At 50.4% G+C, this 18,639-nt stretch carries 13 protein-coding genes and 1 pseudogene; 7 read left to right on the forward strand and 7 right to left on the reverse strand.

Annotated features, from left to right (window positions below; genetic code table 11):
* A pseudogene (locus ACTU3N_RS05955) lies at positions 1–546 on the reverse strand (IS3 family transposase); the annotation flags it as partial.
* A 384-nt stretch (positions 547–930) separates the two neighbouring features.
* Here ACTU3N_RS05955 and ACTU3N_RS05960 point away from each other — a divergent pair.
* Positions 931–1,833 carry a hypothetical protein gene (locus ACTU3N_RS05960; protein WP_443085220.1) on the forward strand — a complete coding sequence of 301 codons (903 nt, stop codon included), beginning with the start codon at positions 931–933 and terminating at the stop codon, positions 1,831–1,833.
* Between the two features lie 8 nt (positions 1,834–1,841).
* Here the strand turns inward: ACTU3N_RS05960 and ACTU3N_RS05965 are convergent, their stop codons facing one another.
* Positions 1,842–2,399 carry a TetR/AcrR family transcriptional regulator gene (locus ACTU3N_RS05965; protein ID WP_443085221.1) on the reverse strand — a complete coding sequence of 186 codons (558 nt, stop codon included), beginning with the start codon at positions 2,397–2,399 and terminating at the stop codon, positions 1,842–1,844.
* 81 nt (positions 2,400–2,480) lie between these two features.
* Here ACTU3N_RS05965 and ACTU3N_RS05970 point away from each other — a divergent pair, with 81 nt between their 5' ends.
* Positions 2,481–3,683, forward strand: a complete 1,203-nt coding sequence (locus ACTU3N_RS05970) for an MFS transporter (RefSeq protein WP_443085222.1) — start codon at positions 2,481–2,483, stop codon at positions 3,681–3,683.
* A gap of 33 nt (positions 3,684–3,716) precedes the next feature.
* Here the strand turns inward: ACTU3N_RS05970 and ACTU3N_RS05975 are convergent, their stop codons facing one another.
* Positions 3,717–4,949, reverse strand: a complete 1,233-nt coding sequence (locus ACTU3N_RS05975; RefSeq protein ID WP_443085223.1) for an MFS transporter — start codon at positions 4,947–4,949, stop codon at positions 3,717–3,719.
* Positions 4,950–5,224: 275 nt separating this feature from the next.
* On the opposite strand from ACTU3N_RS05975, the gene ybjG reads away from it, so the two are divergent.
* On the forward strand, positions 5,225–5,833 hold the full coding sequence (gene ybjG, locus ACTU3N_RS05980) for an undecaprenyl-diphosphate phosphatase (RefSeq protein ID WP_443085224.1): 609 nt from the start codon (positions 5,225–5,227) through the stop codon (positions 5,831–5,833).
* A gap of 65 nt (positions 5,834–5,898) precedes the next feature.
* Entirely contained in the window at positions 5,899–6,657 is a 759-nt protein-coding gene (gene deoR, locus ACTU3N_RS05985; RefSeq protein WP_443085225.1) for a DNA-binding transcriptional repressor DeoR, read from the forward strand.
* Positions 6,658–6,683: 26 nt separating this feature from the next.
* On the opposite strand, the gene dacC is transcribed toward deoR, so the two are convergent.
* Complete coding sequence (gene dacC / locus ACTU3N_RS05990) at positions 6,684–7,880, reverse strand: serine-type D-Ala-D-Ala carboxypeptidase (RefSeq protein ID WP_443085226.1); 1,197 nt, start codon at positions 7,878–7,880, stop codon at positions 6,684–6,686.
* Between the two features lie 217 nt (positions 7,881–8,097).
* On the opposite strand from dacC, the gene ACTU3N_RS05995 reads away from it, so the two are divergent.
* Positions 8,098–8,730 (forward strand): glutathione S-transferase family protein, encoded by a 633-nt coding sequence (locus tag ACTU3N_RS05995; RefSeq protein WP_443085227.1) that lies wholly within the window; start codon positions 8,098–8,100, stop codon positions 8,728–8,730.
* 12 nt (positions 8,731–8,742) lie between these two features.
* On the opposite strand, the gene ACTU3N_RS06000 is transcribed toward ACTU3N_RS05995, so the two are convergent.
* The gene (locus ACTU3N_RS06000) at positions 8,743–9,855 is read right to left on the reverse strand and encodes a PQQ-dependent sugar dehydrogenase (RefSeq protein WP_443085228.1); all 1,113 of its coding nucleotides are present in this window, start codon (positions 9,853–9,855) and stop codon (positions 8,743–8,745) included.
* Between the two features lie 76 nt (positions 9,856–9,931).
* Positions 9,932–10,315 (reverse strand): biofilm formation regulator BssR, encoded by a 384-nt coding sequence (locus tag ACTU3N_RS06005; protein WP_443085229.1) that lies wholly within the window; start codon positions 10,313–10,315, stop codon positions 9,932–9,934.
* A 224-nt stretch (positions 10,316–10,539) separates the two neighbouring features.
* Here ACTU3N_RS06005 and ACTU3N_RS06010 point away from each other — a divergent pair, with 224 nt between their 5' ends.
* On the forward strand, positions 10,540–15,486 hold the full coding sequence (locus tag ACTU3N_RS06010) for a hypothetical protein (protein ID WP_443085230.1): 4,947 nt from the start codon (positions 10,540–10,542) through the stop codon (positions 15,484–15,486).
* On the opposite strand, the gene ACTU3N_RS06015 is transcribed toward ACTU3N_RS06010, so the two are convergent.
* Entirely contained in the window at positions 15,483–16,922 is a 1,440-nt protein-coding gene (locus tag ACTU3N_RS06015) for a glycosyltransferase family 39 protein (RefSeq protein WP_443085231.1), read from the reverse strand. The genes ACTU3N_RS06010 and ACTU3N_RS06015 overlap by 4 nt on opposite strands.
* 375 nt (positions 16,923–17,297) lie before the next feature.
* Between ACTU3N_RS06015 and rimO the strand changes: the two genes are divergently transcribed.
* Positions 17,298–18,623, forward strand: coding sequence for a 30S ribosomal protein S12 methylthiotransferase RimO (gene rimO / locus ACTU3N_RS06020; RefSeq protein ID WP_443085232.1), 1,326 nt, complete (start codon positions 17,298–17,300; stop codon positions 18,621–18,623).
* Positions 18,624–18,639 lie beyond the last annotated feature (16 nt).

Raw genomic sequence — 18,639 nt, forward strand, 5'->3', positions numbered from 1 at the left:
TGACAAAATCCATTGACCACGTCAGGTTGGGACCTGCCGGACGCAACAGCGGAAGCCGCTCAGTTGCCAGCCCCTTACGGCGCCGTCTGCGTTTTACGCCCAGGCCATTGAGATGATAAATGCGGTAAACCCGCTTGTGGTTAACGCAAAGGCCTTCACGACGCAGAAGCTGCCAGATACGCCGGTAACCGAAACGTCGGCGTTCCAGTGCCAGTTCGGTGATACGTGCAGACAGATACGCATCAGTAGCCGGGCGGTGCGCATCATAACGGCAGGTCGACAGGGACAAACCCGTCAGCCTGCAGGCACGACGTTGCGACAGACCTGTCGCTTTACACATCACTGTCACGGCTTCCCGCTTCTGGTCTGTCGTCAGTACTTTCGGCCCAGAGCCACCTGTAGTGCCTCTTTATCCAGCATGGCTTCGGCGAGCAGCTTCTTGAGGCGAGTGTTCTCTTCTTCAAGTGACTTAAGCCTTTTTACTTCAGGTACTTCCATGCCACCAAACTTCTTACGCCACGTATAAAACGTGGCGTCGGAGANCGCTCTTCAGAAGAAAACGGCTGACAAAATTAAAACCTGATGATGGCTGCCTTCCAACCCGACGGCTGTCACCTGTCTTTATCTTATCCGTCGAGTCAAAAAGGTTTTTTTTCTTGCTTTATACTAAAAATTATCTTTAGCAAAAAATTTTGCGCTCAGCGATTCACAATGAAATACGGGTAACCTGAACGCGCCACCTAAAAAAAATTTCAACTCATAATAACTCACCCAAAAACATTCACACAAAAAATATCAAGTCACAAATTATTCACATATTAATTTTCGGTTGCCTGTTTATGCCTAACTCTTATAATCCTTTGGCCACGCTTATGCATTCGCGGCATGGAAAAATAGCGGCATTTTTCCCTTGCTATTGAGGAAAAATGATTGAAGGGAAACAGATGCAAAATTGTTGAGGCTTTTCTTGTGAACGCTATCGATCAGTTTATTGATTTTATCGCCACGCTTTATACACCCAAACGCGCGCTTGCAACCCTGTTTATGTTGACCGGTTGCATACTGACGCTGGATCTTTTTTTACCTTACTTCACTCGTTTGCTGGAGCCCGCACTCCATCCGGTAACGCCCGAGTATAAAAGTTATATTGTTGCTACTGTGGTGTGTATCGGTATTTCCTCTGGCATTGTTATATTTAATATTCTTTGCTGGTGCTGGCGTGTTGTCGCAACTTTTTATAGCCAACGACAGGAGCAGTTAAGAAACAGCAGACTGGCCTGTGAAGCAGAGCAGGCTAATAATCTCAAGCTGGTGACAGATTTTAAAACGGCGCATGCGCATCTCAGCGCCGGGAAACTTTCTATTATTCGCAGGCTACTGACCGTTGCGACCGAAAGCTACTTAGTAGCCTGCCCGGACATCACGTTTATGGAACGCGCAGGCTGGATCTTACCTTTAGCCCCCAGCAGTAACGATGAAAGCGTCTATAAAATTAACCCGGTCATTTATACGATTGCTAATAAACTCTGGAATGACGAGGTGGAAAATAATGCTTTACTCTTTATGAGCAACGAACAAAGTATTTATCAATTTATTATCACAGCGTTCAGTGATGCAACATCATCAACGGAAATATCCAGTTCTCACTTTTCTTTATATGAGCGGCATATTAAAACCTGCTTTGATTTACAAACTATCACCACGCATTGCTATAACCTGAAATTTAAGCTGCGCTATAAAGAAAAATTTGAGGAGTTAGTAAACCAAAGACTCTACTCGCAGCGCATGTTTACGCTTGCCGAAAGTACCAGCGCAGAAACGGTGCCTTATTAATAGCCTATTCATGCGTGGTCTGCCGTTTGCATCCCGGCGATACGCCTGACCATTTCACCGATCTGCTCACGAGCGAGCGGCTCGCGGTCGGTAACAAAATGCAGCGTCATTCCTTCAATAAATGCATCAAGCGCGCGCGCCGTTGCAGGCTCGAACCAGGTTTCCAGCGTGGTCTGGCTGCTACGCATCCAGTTTTGCATAATGCTTTTCAGCATCGGCTGGCGACTCATCGCGTACAACTGATACATCAGCTCCATATTTCGCGCCGTCATCACTTGCGCGCTATAAATAAGTTCTGTGACAGCCTCACACGCCTGCGTCGGGCTGTTCACCTCAACAAAAAAACGCTGAAATTGTGCTGACATCTGCTGCGTAAAACGGCTAAACGCTTCGGCAAGAAGCGCATCGATACCTGAAAAATAGTAGGTCATCGAGCCAAGCGGCACCCCCGCACAGCTGGCGATTTTGCGATGCGTTACCGACTGGATGCCATGCTTTGCGATGGTTTCAAGCGTGGCTTCAAGTATTCTTTCCCGCCGTTGCGGGTCATTAGGTCGTCGGGTCATTTTCTTCTCACTGTCAGTTATGTACAAATGTACACTTCCTTGCTAGTGTTGTCTCATCTTTCGTTATTTACCGTAAAACTTATGACCGCGACCTCTTCCCGCACCGCCTTGCGACATCGCCTGTGGGCGCTGTTTACCTTCTTCTTTTTGCCAGGCTTACTGATGGCCTCATGGGCCACGCGTACGCCAGCTATTCGCGACATCCTGTCGGTTTCTATCGCAGAAATGGGCGCGGTACTATTCGGGCTGTCAATTGGTTCAATGAGCGGCATTCTCGCCTCGGGCTGGCTGGTTAAACGCTACGGCGCACGTAAAGTGATCCGCGCCAGCATGTCTTGCTCCGTTGTTGGCATGGTGATTTTAAGTATCGCGCTGTGGGTAGCTTCGCCACTGCTTTTTGCCATCGGCCTGGCCTGTTTCGGCGGCAGTCTTGGCGCGGGTGAAGTGGCGATGAACATTGAAGGCGCAGTGGTTGAACAACAGATGAACAAAACGGTGCTGCCAATGATGCACGGTTTTTACAGCCTTGGAACCCTGGCGGGCGCAGGACTCGGCATGGCGTTAACCGCGCTGGGCATCGCGGCAAATATACATATTTTACTGGTCGCGCTGGCCGTGATTATCCCTATTGTACTGGCGCTTTCTGCCATCCCGGACGGAACTGGTCAGCCCTCTGTTGATGAAAAAGCACAGGGTCAAAAAGGCCTGCCTTTCTGGCGTGACACCAAACTGTTACTGATTGGCGTCGTGGTGCTGGCAATGGCGTTTGCCGAAGGTTCGGCTAACGACTGGCTACCGCTGCTGATGGTCGATGGCCACGGTTTTAGCCCCACGTCCGGCTCGCTAATCTACGCTGGTTTTACGCTTGGGATGACCGTCGGGCGCTTTATTGGCGGCTGGTTTATTGACCGGTTTAGCCGCGTGGCTGTTGTGCGCGCCAGTGCGCTGCTTGGCGCTACCGGCATTGCATTGATAATCTTTGTCGATAGCGCATGGGTCGCCGGTGTTTCGGTCATTCTGTGGGGACTTGGCGCCTCGCTCGGCTTCCCACTGACAATTTCCGCCGCCAGCGACACCGGCCCGGATGCGCCAGCCCGGGTGAGCGTGGTCGCCACCACCGGTTACCTCGCATTCCTGGTCGGCCCGCCACTGCTTGGCTTTCTTGGCGAACACTACGGCCTTCGCAGCGCGATGCTGGTGGTTCTGGGGCTGGTGCTGCTTGCCGCGCTGGTCGCCCGTGCGGTAGCAAAACCTGAGCCGCAGATGCAGGCCGAATCCTGCTAATGACAAAGCGGCATACCCGTTGCGTATGCCGCGCTACCCTTCCAGGGAACTCCCCACACGCTTATCGCGCAGAAATATCACCATCAGCCCCAGCCACAACAAACCGTTAACCAGGTTAAAAACGCTGAACAACCCATTGCCGCCCAGCAGCCAGGCATGCTTGCTGATTTCAATACCCACGGTAAAGATAAACATTTGCAACATGCCCATTGCCGCCGACACGGTACCTTTACTCATCTCGCTGGCAAACAGCGTCAGGCGCACCAGCCCGGCATTTGCCAGGCCAATACCAAAAGCGTAAACGCTCAACCCGGCGGTCATCCACAGCCAGGCATGGGAAGAGACAAGCGTCGCAACCGCCGCCAGCAAGAGTCCGGCAACAATCGGCCAGCCGCCGAGGATAATCAGCGCGCGCACGGTACGGCGGGAGGTCAGCCTTGCCAGCACCAGATTCCCGGCAATCAACGCGCCGAAAATGGGCACCTGCAACAGGCCATACTCATAGCTACTCATCTGCTCGCCGCTAATAATGATAATGGGTGACTGGGCTATCCAGGCGAGCAAAGGCAGGCTGACAAAACCAATCGCCAGCGCACCGGCAACAAAACGCAGGTTTTTCAGAACATCAACATAATCATGCCACAGCCCCTTAAACGAGAGCCGCTCGCCCAGCCGGGTCGCCGTTTCCGGCATTGCGCGAAACAGGCCAAAGAAGGAGACCGCCGCCAGCAGCGCAAACAGCACGAACATCCCCTGCCAGGGCGCGGCATGAACCCAGGCGGCGCCCACCAGCGGGCCAAGTAACGGCGCAATCAGCGCCACGTTCGCCATCAGCGCGGTTATCTTTATGCACACCGCCTCTTCGAAAGACTCCTGAATGGCGGCATAACCCACCGCGCCAATAAAGCACAGGCTGATGCCCTGCAAAAAACGCAGCAGCGTGAATTGCTCAATCGTCTGCGCCAGCAGCGTCGCAAGACAGGTCATCGTAAACCACACCACCCCGGCCAGCATGACCGGGCGACGACCGATACGATCTGAGAGCGGCCCCAGCAGCCACTGTAAGAACATACCGCCCGCCAGATAGGCAGTCATCGATGTGGGTACCCACTCAATGCCCGCATTGAACTGTTCCACCACCGTTAACATGCCGGGCTGGATCATATCGTTGCCGATATAAGTAGAAAATTCGTAAAGCACCAGACAGAGGGGAAATAATAACGCCCGTCGGCCCAGTCGTTGACCTGCAAGGCTGTGGTTTTGCATGCTGACTCTCAACTCAAAAAAAATCGCGCAGAGTGTAATAAAAGGTGCCCGGCGGCGATACACAATTTTCAGTCGCCTAATAAATAAAGCACATTTTCACTCTGTTTAAGTTTTCCTTAAGCTCCCCCGCCTACTCTGTGGCTATCGACGGTTTAAGTCAGAATCGTCTAACTCTAAGACTACTAAGACAAAACCGCTTTACCCCGTAGCGCATCGCTTTTATGGTGAGCGCTTTCGCGGAAATTTGCACCGTTTAATCAAAGGGTAACAAGAGCATGTTAGAGAGCCTGAATTACACTCTGTTTTACTGGATTAACGCGACGCCGGACTCTCCGCGCTGGCTGCTGGCGCTGGCGGAATTCACCGCCCGCGATGTAATAAGTATCGTACCGTTACTGGCTATCGGCCTGTGGCTATGGGGGCCGCGCCACCAGCTCAGTGCACAGCGCCAGCTGGTGATTAAATTATCGCTGGCGATGTTCGTCAGTCTTGCCCTCTCTCTAGCGCTCGGGCATTTTCTGCCGCACGATCGCCCGTTTGCCGGCAGCGTAGGTCACAATTTCCTGCACCATGCGGCGGACAGCTCTTTCCCAAGCGATCACGGTACGGTGATTTTTACCTGCGCCATTGCTTTTCTCGCCTGGCATCGCCTGTGGTCCGGCGCAGTGCTGATGGCCGTCGGCCTGGCGATTGCCTGGTCGCGGGTTTTTCTCGGTGTTCACTGGCCACTGGATATGCTCGGCGCGCTGTTGGTTGGTGTTATCGGTTGCCTGAGCGCACAAATCCTGTGGCAGGCATTTGGCACCACGCTCTATCACGCATTACAACAGTGCTATCGCCTCTGCTTTGCCCTGCCAATCCGCCGCGGCTGGGTGCGTGACTAACTTTTCAGGCACAGGTAAGATGAACGCCATGCTCAATGCATGGCTTTTTTATATTCAGAGGAATTATGGAAACAAGACGCGACGAACGGATAGGCCAGTTGCTGGCCGCGCTGAAGCGAAGTGATAAGCTGCATCTGAAAGAGGCAGCGGCACTCCTCGGCGTCTCCGAAATGACCATTCGTCGCGATCTTAGTAGCAACAGTGCGCCGGTTGTACTGCTGGGCGGCTATATAGTGCTGGAGCCGCGTACCGCCAGCCATTACCTGCTGAGCGATCAAAAAAACCGCCTGGTCGAAGAGAAGCGCCTTGCGGCACAGCGGGCCGCTGGCCTGTTGAAAGCTCACCAGATGGCTTTTTTTGACTGCGGCACCACCACACCGTGGATTATCGAAGCGATTGCGGCCGATCTGCCGTTTACCGGCGTCTGTTACTCTCTCAACACGTTCCTGGCATTGCAGGAGAAACCCCTCTGCCGGGCAATCCTCTGCGGTGGCGAGTTCCACGCCAGCAACGCGATTTTTAAACCGCTGAACTTTAATGAGACGCTGAATAACCTGCGCCCGGATATTGCCTTTTATTCTGCGGCGGGCGTCCATGCAAAGCAGGGTGCGACCTGTTTCAACCTGGAAGAGTTACCGGTGAAACACTGGGCGATGTCCTGCGCCCAGTATCACGTGCTGGTGGTCGATCACAGTAAATTCGGTAAGGTTCGCCCCGCCTGCATGGGGTCGCTTGAGCGCTTCGACGCTATCGCAAGCGACAGCTGCCCGGATGAGGCGGTGACAAGTTTCGCCAAAACGCACGCGCTGACATTGCTGTGCTGACCGTGCCCTTTCGGGCACGGCCTTGTTCAGGAGAACCAGCCGCCAAACCACTGGTGGAACTTCAGCAGCACAAAATCCCACATCCGGCCAAAGAAGCCGGTCTCCTCCACCGCTTCCATCACCACCAGCGGGCGCTGCTCAATGGTTTTGCCCTTGAGCTGAAAGTCGATAGTCCCGACCACCTGCCCTTTTGCCAGCGGCGCTTCCAGCTCCGGCTGCGTTAAGGTATAGCTCGCTTTCAAATCTTTTAACTGACCTTTTGGCAGCGTGATAGCACCCGCATCGCCTGCCCCAAGCTTCACATCACGGGTGGTGCCAAACCATACGCGCTGCGTCACAAACGCCGCATCGGGCTTGATTGGCGAAACGGTTTCGAAGAAACGCAGCCCCCAGGTGAGCAGTTTTTCCGATTCATTAAAGCGAATACGATCGGTTTTCGCACCGAGCACCACGGAGATCAGTCGCATATCCCCCTGCGTGGCGGAGGCCACCAGATTGTAGCCCGCGCCCTCGGTGGTACCGGTTTTCATCCCGTCCACATTCAGGCTGGTGCTCCACAACAGCCGGTTACGATTAGGCTGGCGAATGTTATTGAAGGTAAACGCTTTCTCTTTATGAATCGCGTACTCATCCGGCACATCGTGGATCAGCGCCTTGCCAAGCAGCGCCATGTCGCGCGCAGTGCTGAACTGGCCGGGCGCGTCCAGCCCGTGCACGGTTTTAAAGGTTGTATTCGTCAGTCCCAGCTTCTGTGCGTAACTATTCATCAGACTAACAAATGAATCCTGGCTACCGGCGACATAATCCGCGATGGCAATGCTGGCGTCATTCCCCGACTGAATAATCACGCCTTTGTTGAGATCGGCCACCGAAACCTGGTCGCCCGGTTTCAGGAACATCAACGAGGAGCCGCGCAGCTCAGGATTACCGGTCGCCCAGGCATCTTTGCCAACGGTGACGATATCATCCAGGTGAATCTTTCCGGCTTTCAGCGCCTGGCCGACGACGTAGCTGGTCATCAGCTTCGTCAGGCTGGCGGGATCGAGCTTCTCGTCAGCATTACCTTCTGCCAACACTTTACCGCTGGCGTAATCCATTAAAATCCATGCCCGCGCATCGATGGCAGGCGCGCCCGGCGTTTGCTCGATGGCATACAGCGAAGGAGAGATAAGTAACAGTGCAGCGCCCGCAGCCAGGCCGCGAAGGGATTCAGAGAACATCATAGTGACCACCCGAGTATCCATTCTAAAAACAGTACAACCAAACGGTGAGTAATAGCGCACTCCGCGTGCGAAAAAAACCGTCGGGTTGGTAAAGTTATTAAAGTTTATGCCCCAGCGCCGCGTTACGCGCGCGGCATAACAAAGGAAAACAATTGTCATTGCCAGAACAGTAACTTTGCGCCAGCATAAAATACAACCGGGAACAGTGCAGGAGGTGATGATGATTACGCTTTGGGGACGAAATAACTCAACGAACGTAAAAAAAGTACGCTGGATGCTCGAAGAACTGGAGCTGCCGTACGAGCATATTCTCGCGGGCGGGCAGTATGGCCTGAACCACGATGCAGACTATCTGGCGATGAATCCGAATGGTCTGGTGCCGTTGCTGCGCGACGACGAAACCCACACAATATTGTGGGAATCCAATACGATTTTACGTTACCTTGCCGCGCAATATGGCCAGCGCCGCCTGTGGGTTGATGAACCTGCCGTGCGTGCACAGGGGGAAAAATGGATGGACTGGGCGCTCAGCACGCTAGCTCCCAGACATGGGCCGGTGCTGGTTGGACTGGTGCGTACCGCGCCCGAAAAACGCAATCTCGTCGCCATAGAGGCGCAGAAGCAAGAACTGGATAAGCTGTTTGATATTCTTGACGAAGCTCTGGCGGAAAAACCGTGGCTCTCAGGCGCGGCATTCGGTTGCGCGGATATGGCGGTCGGGCCATTTATTTATAATCTTTATAATATACCAGGCCTCAGCTGGGCACCGCGCGCCAATCTGCAGCGCTGGTACCAAAAACTTTGCGAGCGCCCGGCATTTCGCGAGACGGTGATGATCCCTGTGACCTGATGCGCCGTGTGATTATTGGGCCGGGCTGACTTTCCACAGCTCGCCGTCGGATTCATCCGTCAGCACATAGAGAAATCCGTCCGGCCCGACACGTACGTCCCGAATACGCTGGTTGCGATCGCCAAGTATGCGGCCATCTTCAGACACCTTGTCGCCATCAACGCTCATCACGATGATATCTTTATCTTTTAGCGCGCCGATAAACAGCTTCTGTTTCCACTGGGGGAAGAGGTCGGCGTTATAAAAGGCCATGCCGCTGATTGCCGGGGAATTTTTCCAGTAAAAAATCGGTTGTTCCGTGCCTTCAACGATTTGCCCCTTCGCCTCCGGAATAGCGAGACCGCTGTAGTTAATTCCCCATGTTGCCAGCGGCCAGCCGTAGTTTTTGCCTTTTTGCGGAATGTTAATCTCATCGCCGCCGCGCGGCCCGTGCTCATGCAGCCACAGCGCGTCGCTCCACGGGTTTATCGCCAGCCCTTGCGGGTTACGGATACCGTAAGACCAGATCTCTGGCCTGGCGCCCGCTTTACCAACAAAGGGATTATCCTGCGGCACTTTTCCCTCATCCGTCAGGCGTACCAGTTTGCCCTGTAATTTATCCAGATCCTGTGCCGTGGGCCGTTGGTTGTTCTCGCCAAGCGCAATCCATAAATAGCCTTTGCCGTCAAACACCATGCGGCCACCGAAATGGTTACCGGTGGAGAGTTTCGGCTGTTGGCGAAATACCGTCTGAAAATCCTCAAGATGGCGGAAATCATCGCTTAAGCGCCCGTAACCCACCGCCGTGCCAGCTTTACCGTCCTGGCCCGCTTCGGCGTAGCTCAGCCACACGCGGCGCGACTGGGCAAAATCGGGAGCCAGCACAACATCAAGCAAACCGCCCTGCCCGTGCGCCCAAACGGACGGCATGCCCGTAATAGGATCGGCCAGACCGTTACCCGCCTGCCAGCGGCGCAACTGACCATCGCGCAGCGTAATAAGCATGCCCTGATTATCCGGCAAAAAGGCCAGCGACCAGGGATGATCAAGCTTGGTTTGTAACACCTCGACTTTCACCGGCGCCGGGGCGGCAAGCGCAGTGAAAGAGAGCAACACGAAGGATAGCAACAGGGGAAAGCGGCGCATGACTGGCTCCTTTTTAAGCAGTTCCCGCCTAAATGTTAGCCGGGTCATTGGCACGCGCCGCATTTTTTACAAAAGCTTAAGCTTGGGTGCGGGGTGCGCACGTATTGAGGCTACGAATGCAATAGTTCAGCACATCCAGCGAACGTTCCAGTTTTTCAACATTCACCGCAATATAGGAAGGGCAATCGTAACGCCCGCTCATTAAGCAGAGCGCCGCAGCGGAAAGCGCTTCTTCTGCATGATGAATAGCAATACATGTGTCGTGTTCCGCGAAATCATGGAGTACCTCGCCGTGGCCGCGAATATCCCGGGCGAGTGCGAAAAAACTATCGCGTAGCGCGTCGTTCTCGCTGACCGAAATGCTTCCCTGCGCGCGTCTGCGTTGGATATATGCCGTAAGCGCTATTTTTGCATCCATCAGCTGAGACAACAGGCCATCAGTGAATACAATTTCAGACATATGTTCCCCCCTTTTTAAAGCAAACATCAGGATTATCATATGTTCATTTTTTGAACAAATTCATGCTTTATATCAATAAATACATGCACAAAAGCCGAAAACAAACGCACTCTATTTCCATGAAATATATAATTTTTTTATAAATTTATCGTTTTATTGTATAAAAATCAGACAACAAAATAGATAAAAAGCATACAGCTGCTTTGCTAAAAAAGGAGTTTGCTATGCCAGTCAATATGACCATACACACCACCGACGCTTCCTCTCCTCAAGCGCTATCGCCGACAGAGAAGAGAAACGACTCTCCACTGATAGAACAGATACATTCCGCCAATACGTCATCCATCGCGTTTGCCCGCAACAATACTTCATGGTTGCCGGAGCGCATGCTTGAATGGCTAAAAAACCAGCTGCGTCACACGCCCCGGCAGCGTAGCGCCGAAGATAGCGAAAAAGCGCAGCCTCTGATGCAAAAGTTACCACTGCGACAAGCGATGAACGATCCGGCAAACGCTGGCGATCACTGCGAGGGAGAAAGGCGTAATTGCCTGGCCTGGAAAATGGGCCTGCTGATGCTCGGTATTTCGGCTTCTGCATTTGGGGCATATGCCTGGTTACGCCTTAAAAACGACGGGGAACGCAGTGCCAACAAGACCGATCTTTTGCCGGGCAGTGTCACGCTCCCGGTCGAGGACTATCCGTTATTTCAGGCGTTGATCGCCAGCACCACAATGGCGCAATCCTCAACGGAAAAAAGCGCAGACAATCAGGCCAGCGCGCCAAAGCCGCCTTTTCGGTTAAGAAAAAAAGCGGTTTTGTGCGAGGGAGCGGCAGCGCTGGAGCGATGCGAGAATTTACGCGCACAACATCTCCCGCAGAAGCCGGGAATATTAATGATAAAAAATAATAACCAGACCTGCCGTTGCCCTGTTGCCGGAGTGGCCGTCAAAAGCAATGTCCTGTTTAACGAAATAGAAAAAACGCCCCCAGAACAACAGCTGCCTGCGGGTATAAAAATAAAAGATGCTCCCTCGGAATATTTCCGTGACAAAGCGACACATAATTTATCAACCGAACCGCCAGCCGTAAGACGCGATAAGAAATCCTATATCCATAATACGCAGAATAAAGATGAGGCAGTGACAGAATCCCCAATCGATGATGTTAAAATAGTTAAACTTTTCGACTTCTCGTGTATAGAAGCACGGAATAACATGAGCACTATTGATAAAATAAGAACCGTTGCTAATACCCTTACTAAACCTGTAACCAATTTAGCGAAAGAAATTCAAATTATCTATTCACATAATGTCGCAGGTAAAGGATGCCCGGATTCAGAAACTATTGAAATACTAGAAGACATCACTGGCCCTGTTGATGTTGCAATAAATAACATTATTAGTCTGTTTCCGGGCATGAGGGTGCCGGCTTTACTGCAAAATGTGGTTGGCCCTGCCATGCAAATGTTAGTCGATCAGTATGAAGGCAAACCGGTACAAATATCACGATTTAGTGATTTAAATGATCAAATAACCTCGCTTTTAAGACCCATTATCCCGACACTTTCATCTACCGAACAGGTCTCTTTGTATAATAAACCCACAGTCAAAGAGCCACCGTCAAGTGTACAACCGGCAGGCACTGCGTATGAAGGTATATATAATCACCGCCTTACAGTGCATAACAATATACCTCAGGTCACGCTCGACGGTCATCACTATAAATTACAAACGTTGCCGAACAACACGCCTTTTATTATCGACAACGATCGGCATTTTAATTTCCTTCGCTATGATAATTTAAACCGCCGTTGGGTTTCAGTCGCGGGTGATGAAGCCAATATTTATACAGAAAAGGCGCAGGAACAACTTGATAAATATAGCCTCTTCCTGGCTAACCGTGCTGAAGAGAGCAGTTTTAAAATCGATAAAGAGAGCGAATTCCTGACATTCTCTACGCCCGGCGAACCCGACATCACTGGTGTTTTCGTTGCCGGGAAATTTATCCCGGCAAAATGGGAGCATGTCAATGGTAACCGGGTAGCCGTAACCAATACACCGGGCCAGGCGGAGAAACGCGTGCTCATTTATAACAGTTTTGGCTGGTCATTTGAGCGCCCCTCGGTGAAAAAAGATAAATACCTCAAACTGCTTTTACAGGATCAGAATACTGCCATTCCGTTAGCCATAAAACATACTCGCGCCAATCATATCGCCCCGATAAATAACGCCATCGGTTTTAGCGACAGCGCCTTTTATGGCAAATTAATCAAACACAACAATAAATACTACAGAGTAGTATCAACGCAGAGTGATATAACACACGCTGAACAAAATAAATTAATGGGCTATAACGACGCAGTAATAGAATTTGATAATGGCATGTTTAAATTAAAGTCATCCGACGATATTCCTTTCGTCCTGAGAACTGAAAAAGAAATACCACGACCGAATCTCCCCGTCTCGTTAAGGATGGAGAAAGGCTCACTGGATTACCTGACCCAACATGCCAAAACAACTACGACTGCGCCACTTTATGCAATGCATAATGGTCTTTTCAACGGTGAAAATGGCGAAAAGTTGTTTGTTTTTCAGGGACGGAGTTATCCTGTTAGTAAATATGAAGATAAATTAATCACTATCCCCCGACATGACGCGGGCAATGCACCAAATATTCGATTGTGGCGTGATGGCGATACCTGGATTCGTATTCGTGATGAGAGAAATAAACCCTTTACGGAATATGAAGAGGCTGCATCGTGTCGCAGTGTCAGAGCGCCGGGACCAAGCGGGTCATGCTCACCGGTAATGATTGAAATGGATCTGCATAAGCTGTTGTCAAAATTTATCGATAAAGATATGACTACTAATCATCCCCCGAAGCCCGAAAACTTATCAAAGTCTGATGTGATTGAAATTCCGGTATTATTTTTTGATGTCAAAACCTTGAAAAACTTTCTCCTTTATAATAACAACTATTTTGATGCAGAAGTGATTCAGGCGGATGACAAAAACAACCCAACTGACCTTCCCTGTTTAAGGATTACCGGCAGAGGCAATATATTTAGCAAAAAGAAAGAGATTGCAACCATCGTTATTCATAAAGAACAAGATAAATATTATATAAAAACCCAAAAAACTTTTCTTGCTGAAAAATTGAATATCGATAAAAAAGTCGCAGGCGCTTATTTACAAAACAGACCATATCGTGATGTGTCAGAGATTGACACGATTGAGGATATTGTTAATGAGGTTCAGGAGGCACGGAAAATCGTGGTTACGAAACCCCGGCGGAATTCTGTATCTACAGATCGCAGCCTCGCGGCGTATGCAAAGCAACAGGAGAGCGTAAAAAATATTTTATTTTCTGAACATGTTAATAAAAACACTGATAAATATCATATCAAACTTTTCACTCTGGACGCTGATTCAAATTTGCTCAACCCCTTCGAACAGAAAGCCGTTCAGCAAATTAAAGAAAAACTAAAATATACCAAAGAAAAAATCCTCAATAGCGTAGTTGCAGCGACCTATATTGACGGTCCAGGCTGGCCAGCCATTAGGGATTATTTCAGAGGGATCCTACCAAACAGCAATGCACAAAAACAGCTTGAGGCTGATTTCACAGCATCATTGCAGCTCCGCCTTGAAAGAATGTTCAGAGCGCTTGACGAGAAAAAAATCGTTTTGGTCACTGCCCATGAACAGACAGAGACAACGTTAACTGACCGCATCGATTCTATATTACCGCCTGAGGAAAAACTCGCGGGCGATGCGGGACATATGTCAACCGATGGCGAGGGGCGACTGTTTATTAATATTGACAAACTTGATTTTGACGGCACTTCTGCCAATGCGGCTCTGGCGGACCCTATAACCGTTATTATGCATACCGCATCGCACACAAAAGATATGTCTGCCGACGTGATTCAGCAGGAAAGAAACCGCGGCATTATGCCATCGGTAAATGATTTTATTACTCAGCTTACCACTCAGTTAGAGGAGCAAACCTTGCCGCCACGCCAACTTAATACCTTAATTGAAATCAGCAAAGAGTATATTAATAGCGTTGCGCCCTATCGTCGTAAACCTGCTAGTTTACTGACATCAAAAGGACTGGCCTATCTGTTACAAAACGATCCAGGTTATTGCGCGCATGTGTTGCTTAATTCGAGCGATAGCATAACCGCCCTTGCGCAGGATATGTATTACTGGATAAATATGAGCAATAATAATCTCTCAACGGGCTGGATCGATCCCTGGATAAGACGGTTCGGTATCGCACACGGTGATCTTCGCGATACCGATCTGAAACTTTCAGTCAGTACTTCACAGCTGGAACTGAGTAGCCTGACCTCCTCCCCGCTTAATTATTTAAGCCTTCATGAAGTTCCCGGCAAAAAGAATATATATTATGCACTTCCCGACCTCGATTTATTATTAAAAAATGGGCAACAGTATTATCCTGTTGAATTTGTGGGCACTAGCAACAAAATTATTTTTGTTGGAAAACCCGATGATGTTCGCCAGATTTATTACTACACCCCTGCAACGGGCAATATCAAACCGGTTCAGCCCGTCACCCGTTTTAATAACGCCGTTTATTACAACCGCAACCTTGATGTGTTTGAAACCGTAAATATCGAAACAGGTATTTCCTCCGTTTTAAAATATGATGAAGCAAAAGATGTGCTTGTCGATACAGGGGCACAGCAAGTCGTACCGATGCTTAATAATGTCATGAAGGTGGAGTTTAAAAACTTCGATTTATTTACTACCGGCAAAAATACGCGCGAAGTCTATCTTGCCGCCCATGCTGCACGCCAGCTCACCTTAAAAAGGCAACCCATCCCCGACAACGTAAACCTGAAATTCTATACGCCAAAAGGTAAAGTCCTGCGCGGTCATGTGGATGATGTTCTTGAGTTAGTAAAAAATACGCTGCCAGTAAAAGAGACAAAACCCGGAGGAACTCTCACTGAAACATATGATATCAATTATGATGACGACTCACAGATCAATTATCATCAGCTCACCGAAAGCTCCGCTAAAAACCTGATTCGTATTAAACCTGATGCAACCGTGACATCCACAGAAATAATGAATGCGATGTCGAAATTCTATGCTAATAAAGATATCGATTTGCACCTGTATATTTGCCGCAGCTGCTAATACGCCTGCGGAGCAATAAACCCAAGACAGACGAGCCGTGCGTTATGCGCACGGTCTCCCTGAAACATCACCGGTTGCATGGTATCAATATACAGTTCCGGCCACTGCCGTAAAACCTGGTGAAAAGTGTTGGCAGTACACTTTTGTGAATACTCCCCGATAAGCAGTACCCCTTTGCGTTTTAATTCTTCACGTTGCAAATGAGCGTTGTAAATATTTGGCTGCGTCGCGTTGTCCCAACGAGTAATAATATGCGGGCGAGAAGGCGCATAAAACGTTAACCACTGAGCCAGGTTAGCGCCGCCAACAAAAGCTAATGGCGTACCATAACGCTCGCGCCATGCGTTATCCACTTGCTGGCTAAAAGGGATGATACCGGACCACTTTTCACCGGCATTGGCAATATTTGTCACCATCACTGCGCTGTATCCACCGAGCACCAACAGAGCAAACAGGCCAAGCGAAAAACAGGCGATACGCGGCATTTGCTGTAGTTTTTCCTGCGTACAGCTCACCATTATCGCCGGTGCCAAAATAAAGAATGGCTGTAACCACTCGGTTAGTCTGCCGCCACGATGAAATAAGAACCAGGCGCAAATAATAACCAGCGGCAGCCAATACACGCCGAGTAATATTCGTTGTTGCGTGTCGCCGGGCCAGCCCGGACGGCAACCACTGAGGCGTAATATCCACCAGAGAAAAAATAAAGGATAAAAAATAGTGAGAAGCGCGGTAAAAAGACTCAGATTCAGCCCCGCGTCAATTTGTGAATCCACCCAGCGAAACGCCGCAAAATCATGCTGCCATAGCCAGATAATATTTGGCGTAACCAGTATGAAATAAATCAAAAGCGCGAGATAAAAAACAGGATGGTTATAACAGCGGCGAACGGAAGGCACCAGTAATGTTGATAAAAACACACCGCCCACCAGCGCGAGGGTAGAATATTTCGCCATTGTCGCCAGCCCGGCAGCGACGGCAAACGCCAGCCACCACCTGTGACTACGGCTAATTGCCTGCACGAAAAATAGCATCATCCACGGCCAGAGCATCACCAGCAGATAGTTATCGTTATAGCTGATAATGTCGAAATTAATCAGACCTGACAGGTTAAGCGTCAACAGCGCCAGCCAGGCCAGAGGCTCGCTTGCGCTAAGGCGGCGCGCTAAAAACCAGCAGCCCGCCATACCGACGGCAATCGCGAGAAAATGCGTGGCATACCAGTAAACATTCAGCGAAAGCGCCGGGAACCAGAGCGCTGGCCAGAAAACCATCCCAACCAGCCAGGGATTTTTCGGCGAGCCCCATTCCATATTTTGCCCCCAGTTCAGGGCTTCGATGGCATCATAGGGAACGGTCGGATCGACCAGCACAGTGGTCACCGTCCAGGTAAACGCATAGCCGAGCAGCCAAAGCATAAGCAGGCGATAAGTCATTTCAACTTTCCATATTTGACAAACAGGTAAGCCCGCAAGCTTAGGGCAGCAGAGGTAAATGCCGGGTAAATCGCCCTTTTTTACGGACTTCATCGGGTTACAGAGTCAATATGCTTAACGTCTGTTCTGAGTATAGGAAATAAGTTATCGATGAGCGTGATGTTTACCGGGGGGCGAATTGCTTTTCAGTGCATCCTTTTTTATGGGAGCGAATGCGTTTTGAAATGAAAGAAATCGGTGACGCATTGAAAGAATTCACCTGCATAACAAGCTGGTTTTGCGTTATGCCAACAGCAGCAATAACAGTACAAATTTTCCCTTAACCTCTGTACAATCCCTGCCCTGAACATCCTATAAATGATTATTTTTTGAACTATGAGCAATGTTAACCCGCAGCCGAAAATTGGCTTTGTCTCGCTTGGCTGTCCAAAGAATCTGGTGGATTCTGAACGTATCCTGACGGAGCTACGTACCGAAGGTTACGATGTCGTTCCCCGTTATGACAATGCCGATATGGTTATCGTTAACACCTGCGGCTTTATCGACAGTGCCGTGCAGGAGTCGCTGGAAGCCATTGGCGAAGCGCTGAACGAAAACGGCAAAGTGATCGTCACCGGTTGCCTGGGCGCAAAAGAAGACCAGATCCGTGAAGTCCACCCGAAAGTGCTGGAAATCACCGGGCCGCATAGCTATGAGCAAGTGCTTTCTCATGTTCACCACTATGTGCCAAAACCGAAGCACAACCCTTTTATTAGCTTGGTGCCGGAACAGGGCGTCAAGCTAACACCGCGCCACTACGCCTATTTAAAAATTTCCGAAGGGTGCAACCATCGCTGCACTTTCTGCATTATTCCGTCCATGCGTGGCGATTTGGTTAGCCGCCCGATTGGTGAAGTACTGGCCGAGGCAAAACGGTTGGTCGATGCCGGTGTGAAAGAGCTGCTGGTGATTTCTCAGGACACCTCCGCGTACGGCGTTGACGTGAAACACCGAATGGGTTTTCACAATGGCGAGCCGGTAAAAACCAGCATGGTTGGCCTGTGCGAGCAGCTGGCGAAGCTCGGCGTCTGGACACGTCTGCACTATGTCTACCCCTATCCGCACGTTGATGATGTTATTCCGCTGATGGCGGAAGGGAAAATTCTGCCCTATCTGGATATCCCGCTGCAGCATGCCAGCCCGCGAATTCTTAAGCTGATGAAGCGTCCTGGCGCTGTCGATCGCCAGCTGGCGCGCATCAAGCAGTGGCGTGAAATCTGCCCGGAGCTTACCCTGCGCTCCACCTTTATTGTGGGCTTCCCTGGCGAAACTGAAGAAGATTTCCAGATGCTGCTCGACTTCCTGAAAGAAGCGCGCCTGGATCGCGTAGGCTGCTTTAAATACAGCCCGGTCGAAGGGGCAACGGCCAACGAGCTGGCGGATCAGGTTCCTGAAGAGATCAAAGAAGAGCGCTGGAACCGCTTTATGCAACTGCAACAGCAGATTTCAGCCGAGCGTTTGCAGGAAAAAGTGGGCCGCGAAATCCTTGTCATCATTGATGAAGTCGATGAAGAAGGCGCGATTGGCAGAAGCATGGCGGATGCGCCGGAAATCGATGGCGCGGTCTATCTCAATGGTGAAACCCGCGTAAAACCAGGCGACGTGGTGCGCGTAAAAGTGGAAAACGCCGACGAATACGACCTGTGGGGAACCCGGGTTTAATCGTTTTGCCCTCTCC

It is taken from the genome of Vagococcus sp. WN89Y (assembly GCF_052220145.1).
In the GTDB taxonomy this organism is placed as follows: Bacteria; Pseudomonadota; Gammaproteobacteria; order Enterobacterales; family Enterobacteriaceae; genus Kosakonia.